This window comes from Thermoanaerobaculum aquaticum (assembly GCF_000687145.1).
GTDB classification, from domain to species: Bacteria; Acidobacteriota; Thermoanaerobaculia; order Thermoanaerobaculales; family Thermoanaerobaculaceae; genus Thermoanaerobaculum; species Thermoanaerobaculum aquaticum.
This window is the reverse complement of sequence record NZ_JMFG01000020.1, coordinates 105,372-121,130: the sequence shown is the minus strand read 5'-3', so window position 1 is coordinate 121,130 and position 15,759 is coordinate 105,372. Positions and strand designations below refer to the sequence as shown.

Sequence of the window (15,759 nt, the reverse complement as noted above, 5' to 3'; positions counted from 1 at the left end):
ATGGCTACTGCAGCGCAGGAAACACCGCAAAGCGCGCCACTGCCCCCGCCGCCCAACAAGCGGGTGAGGACCCCCACCGTTCTGCAAATGGAGGCGGTGGAGTGCGGGGCGGCAGCTCTGGCCATCATCCTGGGCTACCACGGGCGGATCGTGCCGCTGGAAGAGCTGCGGGTGGAGTGCGGGGTTTCCCGGGATGGGTCCAAAGCGTCCAACGTCCTGCGCGCCGCCCGCAAGTACGGCCTGGTGGCCAAGGGCTTTAAATACGAGAACATCGACAAGCTTTACGACCTGCCGCTGCCGGTGATCCTGTTTTGGAACATGAACCACTTCTTGGTGCTGGAGGGGTTCAAAGGCGGCAAGGTGTACCTTAACGATCCCGCTTCGGGACCGCGGGTGGTGACGCTGGAAGAGCTGGACGCCTCGTTTTCCGGCGTGGTGCTGACCTTTGAAAAGGGACCGGAATTTCGGGAAGCCGGTGAAAAGCCCAGCATGGCAGCGGCTTTCCGCCGGCGTTTGGAGGGCTCGGAAGAAGCCATTTTGTTTGTGCTTTTGTGTGGGCTTTTCTTGGTGGTTCCGGGTTTGGTGATACCCACGTTTTCCCGAGTGTTTATTGACGACTACCTGGTAGGCGGCAGACAGTCCATCGTCACCCCGCTTTTAATCGGCATGCTTTTGACTGCACTTTTGCGCATGGGCCTTACCTACCTGCAGGAGTACTACCTCTTGCGGCTTGAGACCAAAATTGCCCTATCAAACTCCACAGGATTTTTCAACCATATCTTGCGTTTGCCGGTTTCCTATTTTGCACAAAGGTACGCTGGAGAAATCGGCTCCCGTTTGCAAATTAACGACAAAGTAGCGGAAATGATTTCGGGAAAGCTTACCACCACGGTCATTGATTCGATCTTGGTGGTTTTTTACGCGGTGCTCATGATGCTTTACGACGTTCCCCTTACGTTGCTTTGCATTTTCTTGGGGCTTGCAAACGTAATCGGGATGAAACTTGTGGCCCGCCGTCGGGTGGATGCCTCTCGACGCATGCAGCAGGACTACGGCAAGCTCATGGGGACCGCCATGAACGGCCTGCAGCTCATGGAAACCATCAAGGCTACAGGAGCCGAATCGGAGTTTTTTGCGCGGTGGGCCGGGTACCAGGCCAAGGCCCTCCGCTCCCAACAGGAACTGGACACGCTGTCCCAGCTTTTGAACGCGGTTCCGCCTTTGGTTTCTAACCTCACCACCGCGATGATCCTCCTTTTGGGCTCCATGAAGGTGATGGACGGGGGCATGACCGTGGGCATGCTGGTGGCGTACCAAAGCCTCATGGCTTCCTTTAACAAGCCGCTATCCACCCTGGTGGGGTTTGGTGCGGCAGTACAGGAGCTGGAAGCCGACATGAACCGCCTGGACGACGTGCTGCGCTTTCCCCAGGACGAGCAGTACCGCCGGGTTGGGCGGCCTTCGGGGGAAGTGAAAGCTGCCGAAGTTCCCAAGCTGGCTGGGGAGGTGGAGCTTCGCGACGTCACCTTTGGCTACAGCCCCCTGGACCCGCCGCTTATCGAAAACTTCAATTTGAAAGTTCGCCCAGGGAGACGGGTTGCCATCGTGGGACGCAGCGGTAGCGGCAAGTCCACGATCTCGAAGCTATTGGCAGGGCTTTACAAACCTTGGTCAGGGCAAATTCTCTTCGATGGGGTGCCGGTGGAAAAGCTCCCCCCGGAGCTGGTGCGCAACTCTTTGGCCTTCGTGGATCAGGACATCTTCCTTTTTGGCGGCACGGTTTACGAAAACGTCACCATGTGGGACAGCACCCTACCGCGGGCGGCGGTAACCAAAGCGTGTCGGGACGCCGCCATTGACGACGACATCCAAGCCCGCAACGACAAGTACGACGCCCGGGTGGAAGAGGGGGGCCGCAACTTTTCCGGAGGGCAAAGGCAGCGGCTGGAAATTGCCCGGGCCCTGGTCGGGGACCCCACGATTTTGGTTTTGGACGAGGCTACGTCAGCTTTGGACCCGGCCACCGAGCTGTGGGTGGACGAAGCGGTGCGGCGGCGGGGGTGCACCTGCGTGATCATTGCTCACCGGCTTTCCACCATTCGCGACGCCGACGAAATCATCGTCATGGAGCGAGGAAAGATCGTTCAGCGCGGCACCCACGACGAGCTTAAGGACCAGCCCGGCTTGTACGCCGAGCTCATCAAGCACTGATGGCCAGCAAACCTCCCCGCCCCGCCTTCGTGAAGATCAGCGAGTCGCCGGATTCGGCACTGGTGGGAAAGGCCATCCCGTTGGAGGCTGTGTCTTTCGTTTTGGGGCGTTCCCCGGATTGCCAATTGGCGGTTCAGGACAAAGCCATGTCCCGGCGGCACGCCGAGCTCAAGCTGGTGGATGGGACCTGGCTTTTGGCTGATTTAGGCTCGGCCAACGGCGTTTGGGTGGGGGGAAGAAGGGTCGCCGAACACCAGCTTCAGAACGGCGAAAGCTTCCGCCTGGGGGCTACGGTTTTCGTTTTTCACTTGGGAGCCGAGGAGGAGCAGGAGGCCACGGTGAGGCTGGAGGTGCCCACGGCTGCGCCAGCGCCTCCGGCACCGCCTTCTGCGGCTCCTCTGGCTCCCCCACCCCCCGCGTACCAGCCTTCGGTGGAGCTGTCCGCGACCTTAAGCGAAGCGCTGGCCCAATGGGGCCAAACCCGGCAGGTGAGCGGCAACACCCCCTGGGTTATTGGCGACGAAACAACCGCTTGGTACGTGAGCGAGGGGCAAGTGGTGCTGTTTACCGTGCCCTTGGACGATCGCGGCGAACCGCAGGGGGCGCGGGCGCACTTTTGCACGCTGGGTCCCGGCAACCTCATTTTCGGCATGGATTTCAAGCGCTTTGGCCTGGGAGCCGGCATCTTGGCGGTGGGCAAGGGCGGGACCAAGGTTATCGAGGTCGCCTTGAGCCAGCTGAAGGTGTTCGCCAAGCAGGAGCGCTTCCGGCAAGAGCTGGCGGCTTTGGTGGACGCATGGGTTCAAACTGTTGCTTCGGCTTTTGCCGCTTCCCTTGGTGGCGGACCTCCGCCCACGGTGGTGGCCACCGCAGGGGCATCGGTGGAGGTGCCCAACGGTGGGTGCCTGCGCGGTGGGCGGGAGGTGAGCTGGCTCGAAGTTGTAGCTGGCGAGCTGCTGTTTGTGGGGTGGGAGCCGCTTCAGCAGGCGCGCGCCCAAGCCGGGGATCTTTTGGAGCAGCTGAGCCGATTGCGGGCGGTTTTCCCTTTGGCCACCGATACCTGGATGATTGCCGCTAACCCCGCCGACCAGGCCACGGTGGTGCGGGTCCATGCCACGGCTGAGGCCATAGCCACGCCGGCTTTTTGGGCAGGTCTGGCCAGCTTCCACGAAATCGTGTGCCGCTGCGAGTTCATCAACAAGCGCTTGGGGCTTGTGGATGAGCTGCACCGCTTGCGGGTGAAAGCCGAGCACGCGCGCGCTGCTGGGGAAGAGGCGGAGCGGGAAATTGCCGGGGTCATGGCCGAGGGGCAGGAAGAAGCGGGGCACATGGCCGGTCCCAGCCGCGACCCGGTGCTGGACGCTGTGCGGCTGGTGGGCGAGGCCCTAGGGATGAGCGTCCGCGACCACCCGGAGGTGGACAAACGCGCCGATTTGCGCACCCGTTTACAAGCCGTGGCCAAGGCCTCCCGCTTTCAGGTGCGGCAGGTGGCTCTCAGGGACGACTGGTACCGCCGGGACCAAGGCCCCATTTTGGGCGCGTGGGAGGAGGGCGGAGGCCCGGTGGCGCTGGTGCCCAAGGGGGCCAAAGCTTACGAGTACGTGGACCCGGCTACCGGCGAGCGCGGCCTGGTCACCGAGGCTGTGGTTCAGCGTCTTTCGGGCTTTGGCTACGTGTTTTACCGTCCCTTCCCCGATGGCCCGCTTTCCGCCCGGGACCTGATTCGCTTTGGCCTCCGGGGCTTGAAGCCGGACGTGCGATGGGTGGTGGCCATGGGGGTGGGGCTGGGCCTCTTGGGCACCATCCCTCCCTATTTCACCGGCCGGCTTTTTGACACTGCCATTCCCCAAGCGGACCGGGCGCTTTTGTGGCAGTTTGTGGTGGGCCTCTTGGTGGGGGCGTTGGTTTCCAGCGCCTTTAAGGTGTGTCAGGCCATTGCCATTTTGCGAATCCAGGGAAAGATGGATTACTCCATCCAAGCGGCGCTTTGGGATCGCCTGTTAAATTTGCCCTCCAACGCTTTGCGTCAGTACACCGCCGGCGACTTGGCAGATCGCGCCCAGGGGGTGGACAAGATCCGTGCGCTGGTGGCCGGTGCCGGCATCAACTCCATCCTGGGCTTTTTGAGCTCGATTTTTTACGTATTTTTGATGGCCAAATACAGCTTGCTGTTGGCCGCCGCCGGCATGGGCATTTCGTTCTTGTACGTTGCGGCCACCACCACCGCCAACTACCTACGCTTGCGCCAGGAACGGCAGGAGATGGGGTTGCGCGGAACCATTACCGGCATGGTGCTGCAGTTCATTACTGGTGTGCCAAAAATCAGGGTGGCTGGCGCCGAAAACCACGCTTTTAAAACGTGGGCTAAAGCGTACGCTCAGCAGCGTCGGCTTTTGTTCCGCATCGGCCAAATCAAAAACGCCATTCAAGTCCTGACGTCGGGCTTTCCAGTGCTTTCATCATTGGGCATATTCTACGTGCTGTGGAAAATTCAGGAAGCAGCCCTGGCTAAGGGCCAGCCCCCTTCTATTACCACCGGTGATTTCATTGCCTTTAACGCCGCCTTTTCTGCCTTTGTGGCTGCGCTGCAGGGTTTGGGCGATGCGTCTTTGGACATGCTGCGCATTGTACCGATTTACGAGCGCTTGAAACCCATTGTGACCACGCCGCCAGAGCTGGACGAAGCGCGGGCTTATCCAGGGAAGCTTCGCGGTGAAATCCAAGTGTCCCACGTTTCCTTCCGCTACAGCGAAGATGGCCCGTGGATCCTCAACGACCTTTCGGTTCACATTAAGCCCGGCGAGTTCATTGCCTTTGTGGGCGCTTCGGGTTGCGGGAAATCCACGCTCATGCGCATCCTTTTGGGCTTTGAAACACCCACCCGGGGCGCGGTGTACTACGACGGGCAGGATTTGGCAACCCTGGATTTGCGGGAAGTGCGGCAGCAAATTGGCGTGGTACTGCAGAACTCCACCCTCTTGCCCACTGACATCTACCGCAACATCGTGGGCTCCTCGGGGCTGCCGGTACAGGCCGCGTGGGAGGCCGCCGCCTTGGCTGGGCTTGCGGAGGATATTTCGCAAATGCCCATGGGCATGCACACCTACATTTCTGAGGGCGGCGGTGGGTTTTCCGGCGGGCAGAGGCAAAAGGTGCTCATTGCCCGGGCCTTGGTGCGCAAGCCGAGGATCATGATTTTTGACGAAGCAACCTCGGCCCTGGACAACCGCTCGCAAGCGGTGGTCATGGAAAGCATCGAAAAACTGCAAGCCACACGCATCGTCATTGCCCACCGGCTTTCCACCATCATCAACGCCGACCGCATTTGCTACCTGGAAGGCGGGAAAATCATTGAAGAGGGCAGCTTCCAGGAGCTCATGGCCAAGGGCGGCAAGTTCGCCCTCCTGGCCCAACGCCAGATGGCGTAACCCATGGCTTGTTTGCTCCTCCTCAGCAAGAGACTTAAGAGCTGCTGTGCCCACAACCCGCTCCAGCAAAGGACAACGAACTGCCAGGTACCGGGTGGGTCCCGTAGCAGCTTGTAAGAGGCTTGTCGCTGGTCTTTGCTGGTCCGCACGCCGGTAGCCTAAGGGCCAGCACAAAAGAAAAACCTGGAGTGTGCCCGCCGGTCGCCCATTTTTTGCTGGCGATGAGTGGTCTTTCCACAATCTTGCGCCCTCCGGGAGCCTCAGGGACAACGGAGCGTTTTCAGGGGCTTGACAGCATACTGCGACTCATACTACAAATAGGAAAACTACGGGACGGCTACGGACAATGCCGGCAAGGGAATGGGGCCAACGTTTTGAAACCGACAGGTCGGGCTGTCCCCAAAATGGGCGGGAACCTTTTACGGGGTTGAGGATTTCTCGCCGGAAAGGAGGGAACAACATGGGACGGTCCGGCTGTCGGTTGCACATGCCGAGGAGAGGGCCCCGACCGCGCTCCCACCGTGGTTTCGCTGGGGCGTAGGGCTTGCCGTCTGGGTGGCGGTGAGGCCGGTAGGTGCGACCATCTACGCGGTGACGACCTTCATGGAGGTGCTGGTGAGCGACTCCGAACGTTCTCGGCGAGCACGGAAGAGCCAAAACACCGGCGGGGCATCTACGCAAGTAGAAAAATGCCATCGCCTCCTTCGGTGGGTGCGCCACCCGAGGACGGTGTGAAGGCCGCGATGAAAACCCGGAGTTGGTGAGGCACAGGTTGGAAAGGTCCGCGCCGCAAAGGCCCCGGGCGCAGTCTTTCGTCGCTCATTTCCCTAGCGCCGCCGACCGGAGCCAGCATGGGCTGTTGCAAGTGTGGTATGCAAAGAGAAAAACCAATTCTTGGAGGTGAAAAATGAACGAAACGATGGATCAGGCAAAGGCTGAGGCGTTCGCCAGCAGAATGATGGGGCTGCTGAACGACGCGTTCGTGGGGATCCTGGTGAGCATTGGGCATCAGACAAGCCTTTTCGATACCATGGCGGAAATGCCAGCGGCCACCAGTGAGGCCATCGCCCAAGCCACGGGGCTTCAGGAGCGCTACGTGCGGGAGTGGCTAGGGGGCATGGTGGTGGCGCGGATTGTCATGTACGACCCGCCCAGCAAAACGTACGTGCTCCCGCGCGAACACGCCGCATTTCTCACGCGGTCCGCTGGCGCCAACAACCTCGCGTTTTTCACGCAGTATATCCGGGGTGTGGGTGCGGTTGAGCAGGATGTTATCCGGGCGTTCCGTGAAGGCGGTGGAGTTGGGTATGAGAAGTACCCCGACTTCCAACGCCTTCAGGCCGAAGAGAGTGCCAGGCTTTATGACACGGCCTTGGTGGAGACGATTTTGCCCTTGGCGGACGGGGTGGTGGAACGCCTGCGCTCTGGCATTGACGTGATTGACTTGGGTACGGGTCAAGGCCATGCCGTCAATGTAATGGCCCGGGCGTTCCCCAACAGTCGTTTTCTGGGCGTGGATTTCTCGTCCGAAGGCATTGAGGCGGCCCGTGCCGAAGCGGCCCGTTGGAAGCTTCCCAACGCGCGCTTCGAGGTTGCTGACATTATGGCCGGGCTGCCCGGAGAATTCGATTTTGTAACCGCGTTCGACGTCATTCACGATCTCGCCAGGCCCAGGGCGGTTCTTGCCCACATCAACCGTGCCCTGCGTCAGGGAGGCGTTTTTCTCATGATGGACATCGCGGCCTCTAGCCACCTGGAGGAGAACCTCGATCACCCGTTGGGTCCGGGGCTTTACGCCTCGTCGGTCATGCATTGCATGATGGTGTCACTGGCGCAGGGTGGCGAAGGTTTGGGAGCCATGTGGGGCGAACAAGTAGCACGGGAATACCTGAAAGAAGCTGGGTTTTCCGACATCCAAACCCATCATCTGGAAGGCGACCCAATGCACGTCTTTTACGTCGCTCGGGCTTAAATGAGTTTCCATTGGCGTTCCGATTGGCCTTGCCCTGCATGCGCAGTTACGGCCGAAATCAGTGGAGGTTTAGTCCCTTTGTGTTGCTTGGGAGGGGGTTGCCCGCATCGTTCTAGCGTTTGTCGAGCCGTGGGAGCTGCTCCCTTGCGCCTTTGCGGGCTTAGCGCGCGCTGCCCGCCACCTGTCGCACGAAGGGGCAGAACAGGTGCCAGCTAATGGGAGGGGGACTTTCATCGCCGCAGAATGCTTTCATGGTTTCCGCTTGGGTGCGGGGTACGGCTGGAAGCTCCCGGAAGCTGGGAACCAGGGGAGCAAAGGGCGCGTTGGCGGCCAAACACAAGTCGCGAAAGTCGGCCAAAGACACTGCTTTCAACGGCTTTTTGTGCGGAAATTCGGCCAGATAAGCTGCCTGCAGGTAGCAAAAGATTTGCGGCCAGAGGGCCAAGCCGGCGGTTCCCGGATTGGTGTTCACCAGGTTGAGCCGGGAAAACCGCGCCTCGCCTTTTTCTGCTGCTCCCATCAAGGCCACGGAGAGCCTGGCAAGAAGCTCGGCCGCAAAATCCACCGGTAAAAGCTCCAGGCCCCGGGCGGAGGTTTCGCTTAAAACCGGCTCTGAAGGGAAAACCGCTGGCGGCTTAAGGGGCAGGGCTCCTACCTGCAGGCAGCTTGCCAAAAGGGCAGGGAACCACTCCTTGGTGGGAGCGTAACCGCTGGTGGTTGCCCAGGACAAAAGCCCGGGGCGGCTCACCAGCACCGGCATGCGCCCCTGGCAGTGCTGGGCCAAAAGCTCCACCATTCGTTCGCTCACCCATTTGGTCAGCACGTAGCCATCGGCTTTTGCTGCGGCTTCCCCCAAGCGGGGGGGCAGCGGCGCCTCCTCGGAGCCACCTAACCCCAAACTCAAGGCCAGGCGGGTGACATCCAAGCTGGAAACCAGATGAAAGGCCTTCAGGCGCTGGGTGACCGAAAAGTCCAAAAGGTTTCGAGTGGGGGTGACGTTGTCCTCCACAAGCTCGGCAAAGCTTGCTCCATGCTGCACTGCGGCGGCGGCATGAACGATCGCTGCGGTTTCCCGGGCCAGGCGGGTGTAAAGCTCGTTCGCCAGCCCAAGCTGCGGGTGGGAAAGATCGGCGGCCACGGCCCAAAGGTTTTTTTCTGAGTCGCCCGGCAAACCGGGTTCCGGGATAATGACTGCGGCCCGGACGGCTGCTTCCTTGAGACGGTGACGGGCGTGTTCGTGGCTTTGGGCGCGGACCAGCGCCACCACCGGGCCCCCACCCGGGGGTCTTCCAGCGAGTTCCGCCAAGAGGTGGATGCCCAGGAATCCGGTGGCTCCGGTTAGAACCGTGAGTCCACGAGGGGAAAATTCCGGAATGGCTTGCGGCAAAGGCGTGCGCAGCACCTGGAGCGCAACCTCGTCTTCCCTGCTTGCGGTTACCGGGGCTTTTGCTGACCCCTGAGGGGGAAAAGCAGGCCTTGACCTTATTCCCGGAGGCTGCTGGAGCTTTTCAAGCAACTCCCCCAGAGGCAAAAAACGAACCTCCTCCACCCCTAAGGGCACCGCCCGGGCATCGGCGAGGCTTAAGATCTCGGCGCAAGCCAGGGAGTCCAGCCCTTGCTGGGCGAGGGGCAGGGTGAGGTCTAAAGCTTCCTCTGGACGATGCAGGATTTGGGCTACGAGGTTCAGCAAACTCCCGGTCGTGGACGGTTCGGCTTCCGGCAGGGCCGTTGTGGCTTTGGGAGCCACCAGCAGGTGCCGGTAATAGGCGGCAATGGCCGCCCGGTTGGGTTTGAGGGAAGGGGTCAGCAGCCGGTTTTCCGGGGTCCAGGGGGTGTTTTCCGGATCCACCACAATGGCAGGTAAGGCCCGGCCCGGAAAGCGTTGGGCCAGGGCGCTCGCTAGACGGGCTTCCAGGTTTTCCCTAGGAGCTTCAGGCCCGGCCACTACCACCGCCACCGGTCCGGTGGGGGAGGGTACCACCGCCGCCTGCTGGCAGAAGCCTGTGGCCAAAAGGGCTTGTTCCATTTCTTCGGCCAGCACGAAGTAGCCGTCGGCCAGCTTAACGGCGGCGCTGGCCCGGCCTAAAACCTTGACCGTGCCGTCCGGCCGCAGCTCCACCAAGTCTCCGGTGAGGAAATAGCCGTCCTGGGTGATCCGGGAAGGCTCATAGCCGGGCAAGGCGTAGCGTGGCAGCTTCACGGCTAGCTCCCCTCGCGGGTAGGGCCGGTCGGCTTGGGTAAACCCCAAATCCGGGCGATCCACAAGCCGCACCGCCACGTTTGCTTGCAGCTTGCCGTTGTACGCGATGGTACCCACTTCGGTGGCGCCGTAAGCTTCGTGGACCGGGACGCCGAGGATGGTCTCCAGGAGTTGTGCGAACCCTTCGGGCACTGCCGCTCCGCCGACCGCCGCGGTGGCCACACGCCCGCCGAGACGGGCGCGGAGGGCCAAACGCAGCCGCGCCAGCTCCGAAACCGGTTCTTGCCGCTCCAGGGCCTGTTGGTACGCCTGCACCAGGGGCTGAAAGAGGGCGGGGGGACCTTCGAGATACGTGGGGCCTAAAGCTTGCAGGTCTTCCCACAGCTCCAAGCCCCGGCGGCAAAAGCCCACGGTGCCGCCGTTGAGCAGGGTTTGCCACACGGCCTTGCGGTCCGCAAGCAGCGCAAAGGGCTGGAAAGATGCGGTAATCAGAGGGTAGAGGAACGCCCGGTACTCCCTGCCAGCCCGCATCCGATTACGGGTGATGGGGATGGGCTTAGGTCTTCCAGTGGAGCCGGAGGTAAACACGACTGTGTAAAGGTCCTCCTGGGAATCCGCGGCAATCCCCAGTTCCTTAGCCTTTTGCCAGGAAGGCTCGTCATCGAAAAGCACTGGAGTTTCTAGGCTCACCCCACTGCGGCTGCGCCAGCCGGGAGGTGGCGGGGTGGGCTCGAGCGGCACACACCCAGGGGGGCAGGAGCTGTCGAGGCAAAGCTTGAGCCCGGAAAAACCGGTGAGGCGCTCAAGGCCTTCCCGATCGCCCACCACCGCCGCTACGCCGGCTTGGGCCACAACGCTTTGCCAGTGCTCGGGGGAAGCCGCGGGATCCAAGCCCACGGTGGACAGGTGCGCGAAAACGCAGGCAAAGTCCACGAGGTAGCTTTCCCAACCTGGGTTTTTGAAGGCCACTGCCACCTTGTCCCCGGAGGCCAGGCCTGCCGCCTCCAGGGCATGGGCGAGGCCTAAGGCTTTTTGGCGAACATCGCCGTAGCTGAGGCGGCTTCCCTTTTCCCAAGCCTTCACAAACGAGGTCCGATTTGAAAAGCGCAGCAAGGCGTTGTTGAGGCTTACCGCTTGCGAGGGGAACTCGGTGAGGCCCAAGCCGGCAAAGGTAGGCCCGGAGCGTGCTTCGTAAAAGGCGTGGCCAAGCTCGGGGAAGGAGGCCAGCGCTGCTTCAAAAGCTTCCGGGGCGAAGGCTTGGAGCTTGCTAATCGCTTCTTGGCAGCGGGAGAAGGCGTCGTAGGCCTGGGGGGCCAAGGAGAAAAAGCTTTGCTCGCTGCGAAAGCGGGGACGGCCGTCCCCATCCTTTTGAAACCAGATGCCCGTGAGCGCGCAGCGTTCTCCCCAAGGAAGCGAAGCTAACGGCACCCCGGGGAGCTCGTTGCCCACCAGCTCCAGTTGTTCCATGGGCAGGGTTTCATCCACGTGGCTGGCCAACAGCAAGCGCAGGGGCACCGAAACTCCGGCTTCCTGGCATGCCCGTTCCAGCTCCGCCCAGGCCTGGCGAAACTGCTGCAAGCTTTCCGCCAGAACCCACCGGGCTATCGGTCCTGATGTAGCCCGGGTTGGGGCCAGGAAGTAGCTTTCCGCACGTAGCACGAAAAGCTCAGCAAGCAGCTCCCAGGCTGCTCGGGCATCGGGTTGCTCCGAAAGCTTTTGTGCTCTTTCTGCCAGTGCCAAAAGCTTTTCCTGCAGTTCCCCTTGCTGCGGATGGGGTGGTTCCGCTGGTGCTACGAAAGCTTGCCGGGTTGCCGCCCGCAGCACCGCCGCCACCTCTCGAAAATGGGCCACGGTGGGCGCCAAATCGGGGTGGTCGCGGAGGAGGCGAGCAAGCCAAGGTGGGTGGCTCAAGGTTCATCCCCCTTTTGGTGCGCCGAAGGCACCGCTTTGAATTCTCCTGCTGCCAGCTCTTCCAAAGAAAGCTGCAATAGGGACACGAGCAGAAAAGCTTTGTCCTGCTCCTGGGGCGAGCCGAGCTTGCTTAAAAAGTTGGCTGCTCGGCAGCAGGCGGATCCCAGGAACTGAAAGGCCTCATCGGAAAGAGGGGGCATTCCCCGGTAGTTGTTCAAGCGGCCGCTCAGGCGAATGACGGGAAAGGCCTCCAAACCCAGGAACCGCAAGGCCAGCTCCGCATCGTAGTTGCCGTAGGCGGCTTGCAATCCGTACCAATCCGCCACCAGCTCCTCCAGCACCGTATGGCCCAACTTGCCAAAAACCCGAAGCGTGAGGTAGTGGGCCGCTTCATGGTTCAGGCGGATAACCAGAGCTTTGTCTTCCTTATGCGAGCTTTCCGGGACCGGCACCCCGCTGTAAGGTCCTCGGGAAGCAAGAACAAGCCGGTCCTGGTAGAGCTCCTTGCGCTGCAGCATTTGCTCCCACGATTGTGAGGCTTTGGGATCTTCTTCCCACTGCTGGCGCAAGGCCCGGTAGCGCTGCCAGTTGTTGAGCCCCTGGAGCAAACAGGCCCCCATGGAATCGGGAATGGGCACCGGCTCCCCCCGATGGGCCAGGAGCTGCACCAGCCGCACGAAGTCTTCCCGGAAACCGGCAATTAAAACCGGCAGAGTTCCGGCAGGGGTGGGGAGCAACTGCAAGGTGAGGGCTTCCGGGGCTTGAAGCGATGGGTTTTTTCGACCTTCGCGGGGTTCCCCCCGGCGCACCGCTTGCACCCACTCCGGCGTTTGGCTCAAACCTTCCGCTGGCGAAAAGGAAAGCTGCGGGAAAGCCTCAGCGAGGCGCGCGACGAGGGCACTGCCCTGGGTAGGAAGCTCCCGGTAAAACGCCACGTGCGGCTCGTCGGCAAGGGGAGGCGGCGCGCAGGGGGGCGGAAGAGGCGTGCAAAGGGCCAAAAGCTGCCGAACCGCGTCGTCACCGGCGCCCAAGCTTTGCCAAAACGCCTCCCGCCAACGCTCCCTTGTTTCTGGTTCCACCCCAGAAATGTACCACGGCCTCACCAGCTGGCGGAGGGGGTAAAACCCCGGCGCCATCTGGACGCTCGAAGGAGGTTATCCCCGCGGGCAAGTTCACTCGGGAGTAATTTTGCCCGGAGGTAAAAACACTCGAGTTCTCAATGTTCCCGACGCCTCGGGGCGCTTAGATTCGCTTACTCCTTGGGCTTTTCCGGGACCTTTATGCTTTCCCCCCGTTCCTTCACAATGCGGCGGTACCAGTCGTCGGGGTAGCGGGGGTGGGTGACGTTGCCTTGGCTGTCCCGGACGTTGCCGTCAAGGTACTTCCAGATCAGAAACTCTCCAAGCTTTTTCCAGCGGGCCACCACCTTTTCGCCTTCTTCCACACTGTAGCGGGTGAGAAACTCCCGGGCCAGCTCAGGGGATTGGCGGTAAAGCGCTAGGGCTGCCTCTTCCACGTCCTTTTGTCTGGCCAGAAACGAGCCTTCCAGCTCCCGCTGGACCGGCTGGATATCCTGAATCATGTCGGCGTAGCGGCTGTACGCCCAGTTGGCCACGAAGTTGAAAACCCAAAAGGCCGAATCCCAGGAAAAACGGGAAAAATCCCCGGTGCCCACGGCGTGGGGTTTGGGAACGCTGCGAATCCCACAGTACATGGGGACGTACACGGTGGTGTAGGTGTCATCCAGGCCAAACCACAAAACCCCACCGATGGGATTTGGCAAAAAGGAACGCATTTGCGCAATGAACGAAAAGCCAGTTTGCTGGGTGGAAATGGCCCGCTCGTGCACGTACTTTTTGCCGTCCACTTCCCACTCCATAGGCCGCCACCGGTAAGGGCAGGCAAAGGGACCGGCGCCCACATCCCTGGTCATGTCCAGCGGTGTGCCTTCAAAATGGTCACGCATAAGGGCAAACATGTCGGCCACTGCGAGCTTCTTATCGGGCTTGACGTAAAGCGGCAGGCGCTTTTCGAGATGGTACCCGTCAACATACTCCACAGTCAGGTTGAGGGAAGGGGCCACCCGGCGAAAAACGCTCCAAACCCGCGATTCGCAAAAGCGAGCAGCACCAAAGTCGTAAGGCGCGTAGGTATCGGCAAAGCTGAACTCTTCATCCGTGCCGGAAAACCACCCCTTTTTCCTGGCAAACTCAATGACATCGGGGCTGTAGAGACAGTTTTGCGGGTCGTTGAGGGGAAAACGGCGGATGCGCGCCTGGTTGGCGTGAGCGGAAACCGTCCCGTCGGGCAATCTCACCGCCACCCATACCGCTCCTTTTTCTCCCTTGCCTTTGCCAATCATTTCCAAAAGCCACACCTCGTTGGGATCGGCAATGGAAAAGCTTTCCCCGGTGGAAGCGTAGCCGTACTCCGCCACCAAGCTGGTCATCACTTGAATGGCCTCGCGGGCGGTTTTGGCGCGTTCCAAGGCAATGTACATGAGGGAACCGTAGTCAATGATCCCCGCCGGTTCCGCAAGCTCCTCGCGGCCACCAAAGGTGGTTTCGCCAATGGCGACCTGAAACTCGTTGATGTTGCCCACCACCTGGTAGGTTTCCGGGGGTTGCGGGATGCGGCCCAGGAACTTGCCAGTATCCCACTCGATGATGTCGCGCCAGGCTCCCGGCGGGTGTTTGGCTGCCGGCGTGAAGTAAAGCTCCCCGTAAAGCTCGTGGGAATCCGCGGCGTAGGAAATGAACGTAGAGCCGTCAGCGCTGGCCCCTTTGGTCACCAGGATGTTGGTGCACGCCGAAAGCGTCTGCCAACCGCCAAACCAAACCGCCAAAGCCATCAGTAACCCGCGAACCCTCATTTTCTCCCCCTCTGGCACCGGCCCAGTGGCCGGCCAAACGCACGTATGCTAGCAGGGGAGAGCACGATTGCTGAAAAGGGTGCACGCTCCTCCAGGAAAGAAAAAAGCAGGACCTGCGGCGGGGCGCAGGTCCTGGATTTTGCTTCAAAACCGCGACAGGGGCTTGCTAGGGCGAAAGCCGGAACGATTGCAGGATGCGCATGTAGTTGGTGCGTTCAAACGCGGCGGGGTCGGGGCAGCGGCGCAAGCTCATGGAGCCCAGGGCTTGCTGCAGCGATTCGTACTCGTGCTCCTCAAGCCACAGGGTCACTTCGTCCTTGATTTGCTTGAGGCGCTGGGGTCCGTGCATGAGCAGGGCGGAGACCACCTGCACGGCGCTGGCGCCGCACATGATGGCCTTGAGGGCGTCCAAACCGGTGTGCACGCCGCCGGAGCAAGCCAGGGACTTGCTGAAGCGCCCGTAGAGAATGGCCAGCCAGCGCAAGCGGAGTAAAAGCTCCGAAGAGTCGGAAAGGTGCAGGGTGGTGGTGGCTTCCAGATTTTCCACGTCAATGTCGGGCTGGTAAAAGCGGTTGAAGAGCACCAAACCGTCAGCACCGGCCTTTTCAAGCTTGGCGGCGAGGTTAGGCAGGCAGGTGTAAAACGGGGAGAGCTTCACCGCCACCGGAATCGTGACCTCTTCTTTGATGATCTTCACCACATCTAAAAGCCGCTGCTCCACCGACTCGGAGGTTTCCCGGGAGTCAATGGGTAGGTAGTAGTAGTTGAGCTCCAGTGCATCGGCACCGGCTTGCTGCATGAGCTTGGCGTACTCCAGCCAGCCGGAAGGGGACGAACCGTTGAGGGAGGCAATCACCGGCACGCCAACCCGGGCCTTGATGGCGCGGATCTGCTCCAGGTAGGCATCGGGACCCAGGGCGTACTGAGGGGGGGAGGGGAGCACGGTGGCCGCCTCGGCAAAGGATTCGGCGTAAAGCTCGGTGTCCCGGAAAGCGCGCAGCTGATCGTAAGTGAGCTGTTCCTCGAAAAGCGAGTGCATGACGATGGCGGACGCTCCCGCTTCCACGAGCTTGTCCACCATGGCGAGGTCATCCACCAGGGGGGATGCCCCAGGCATGAACGGGTGGGGAAGCCTCAAACCCAAATAGCTGACCGAAAGATCCAT

The 15,759-nt window shown here is 61.2% G+C and carries 7 protein-coding genes; 3 read left to right on the top strand and 4 right to left on the bottom strand.

Features of this window, described 5'->3' with window-relative positions; genetic code table 11:
* From EG19_RS07850 to EG19_RS07840, 3 genes are all read left to right on the top strand, one after another.
* Window positions 1-2,211, top strand: coding sequence for an NHLP family bacteriocin export ABC transporter peptidase/permease/ATPase subunit (locus tag EG19_RS07850; protein WP_053335084.1), 2,211 nt, complete (start codon window positions 1-3; stop codon window positions 2,209-2,211).
* On the top strand, window positions 2,211-5,639 hold the full coding sequence (locus EG19_RS07845) for an NHLP bacteriocin export ABC transporter permease/ATPase subunit (RefSeq protein ID WP_053335083.1): 3,429 nt from the start codon (window positions 2,211-2,213) through the stop codon (window positions 5,637-5,639). The genes EG19_RS07850 and EG19_RS07845 overlap by 1 nt, the downstream gene beginning before the upstream one ends.
* A 907-nt stretch (window positions 5,640-6,546) precedes the next feature.
* Window positions 6,547-7,611, top strand: coding sequence for a class I SAM-dependent methyltransferase (locus tag EG19_RS07840; RefSeq protein ID WP_038049365.1), 1,065 nt, complete (start codon window positions 6,547-6,549; stop codon window positions 7,609-7,611).
* A gap of 160 nt (window positions 7,612-7,771) precedes the next feature.
* On the opposite strand, the gene EG19_RS07835 is transcribed toward EG19_RS07840, so the two are convergent.
* From EG19_RS07835 to EG19_RS07820, 4 genes are all read right to left on the bottom strand, one after another.
* A complete protein-coding gene (locus EG19_RS07835) occupies window positions 7,772-11,722 on the bottom strand; it encodes an SDR family oxidoreductase (protein WP_038049363.1) in 3,951 nt (1,316 codons plus the stop codon).
* Window positions 11,719-12,801, bottom strand: a complete 1,083-nt coding sequence (locus tag EG19_RS07830; RefSeq protein WP_152543983.1) for a DUF7005 family protein — start codon at window positions 12,799-12,801, stop codon at window positions 11,719-11,721. Before EG19_RS07830 ends, EG19_RS07835 begins: the two co-directional genes overlap by 4 nt.
* A gap of 173 nt (window positions 12,802-12,974) precedes the next feature.
* Window positions 12,975-14,573 (bottom strand): dipeptidase, encoded by a 1,599-nt coding sequence (locus EG19_RS07825; RefSeq protein ID WP_053335081.1) that lies wholly within the window; start codon window positions 14,571-14,573, stop codon window positions 12,975-12,977.
* A 187-nt stretch (window positions 14,574-14,760) separates the two neighbouring features.
* On the bottom strand, window positions 14,761-15,759 hold the full coding sequence (locus tag EG19_RS07820; protein ID WP_038049361.1) for a dihydroorotate dehydrogenase-like protein: 999 nt from the start codon (window positions 15,757-15,759) through the stop codon (window positions 14,761-14,763).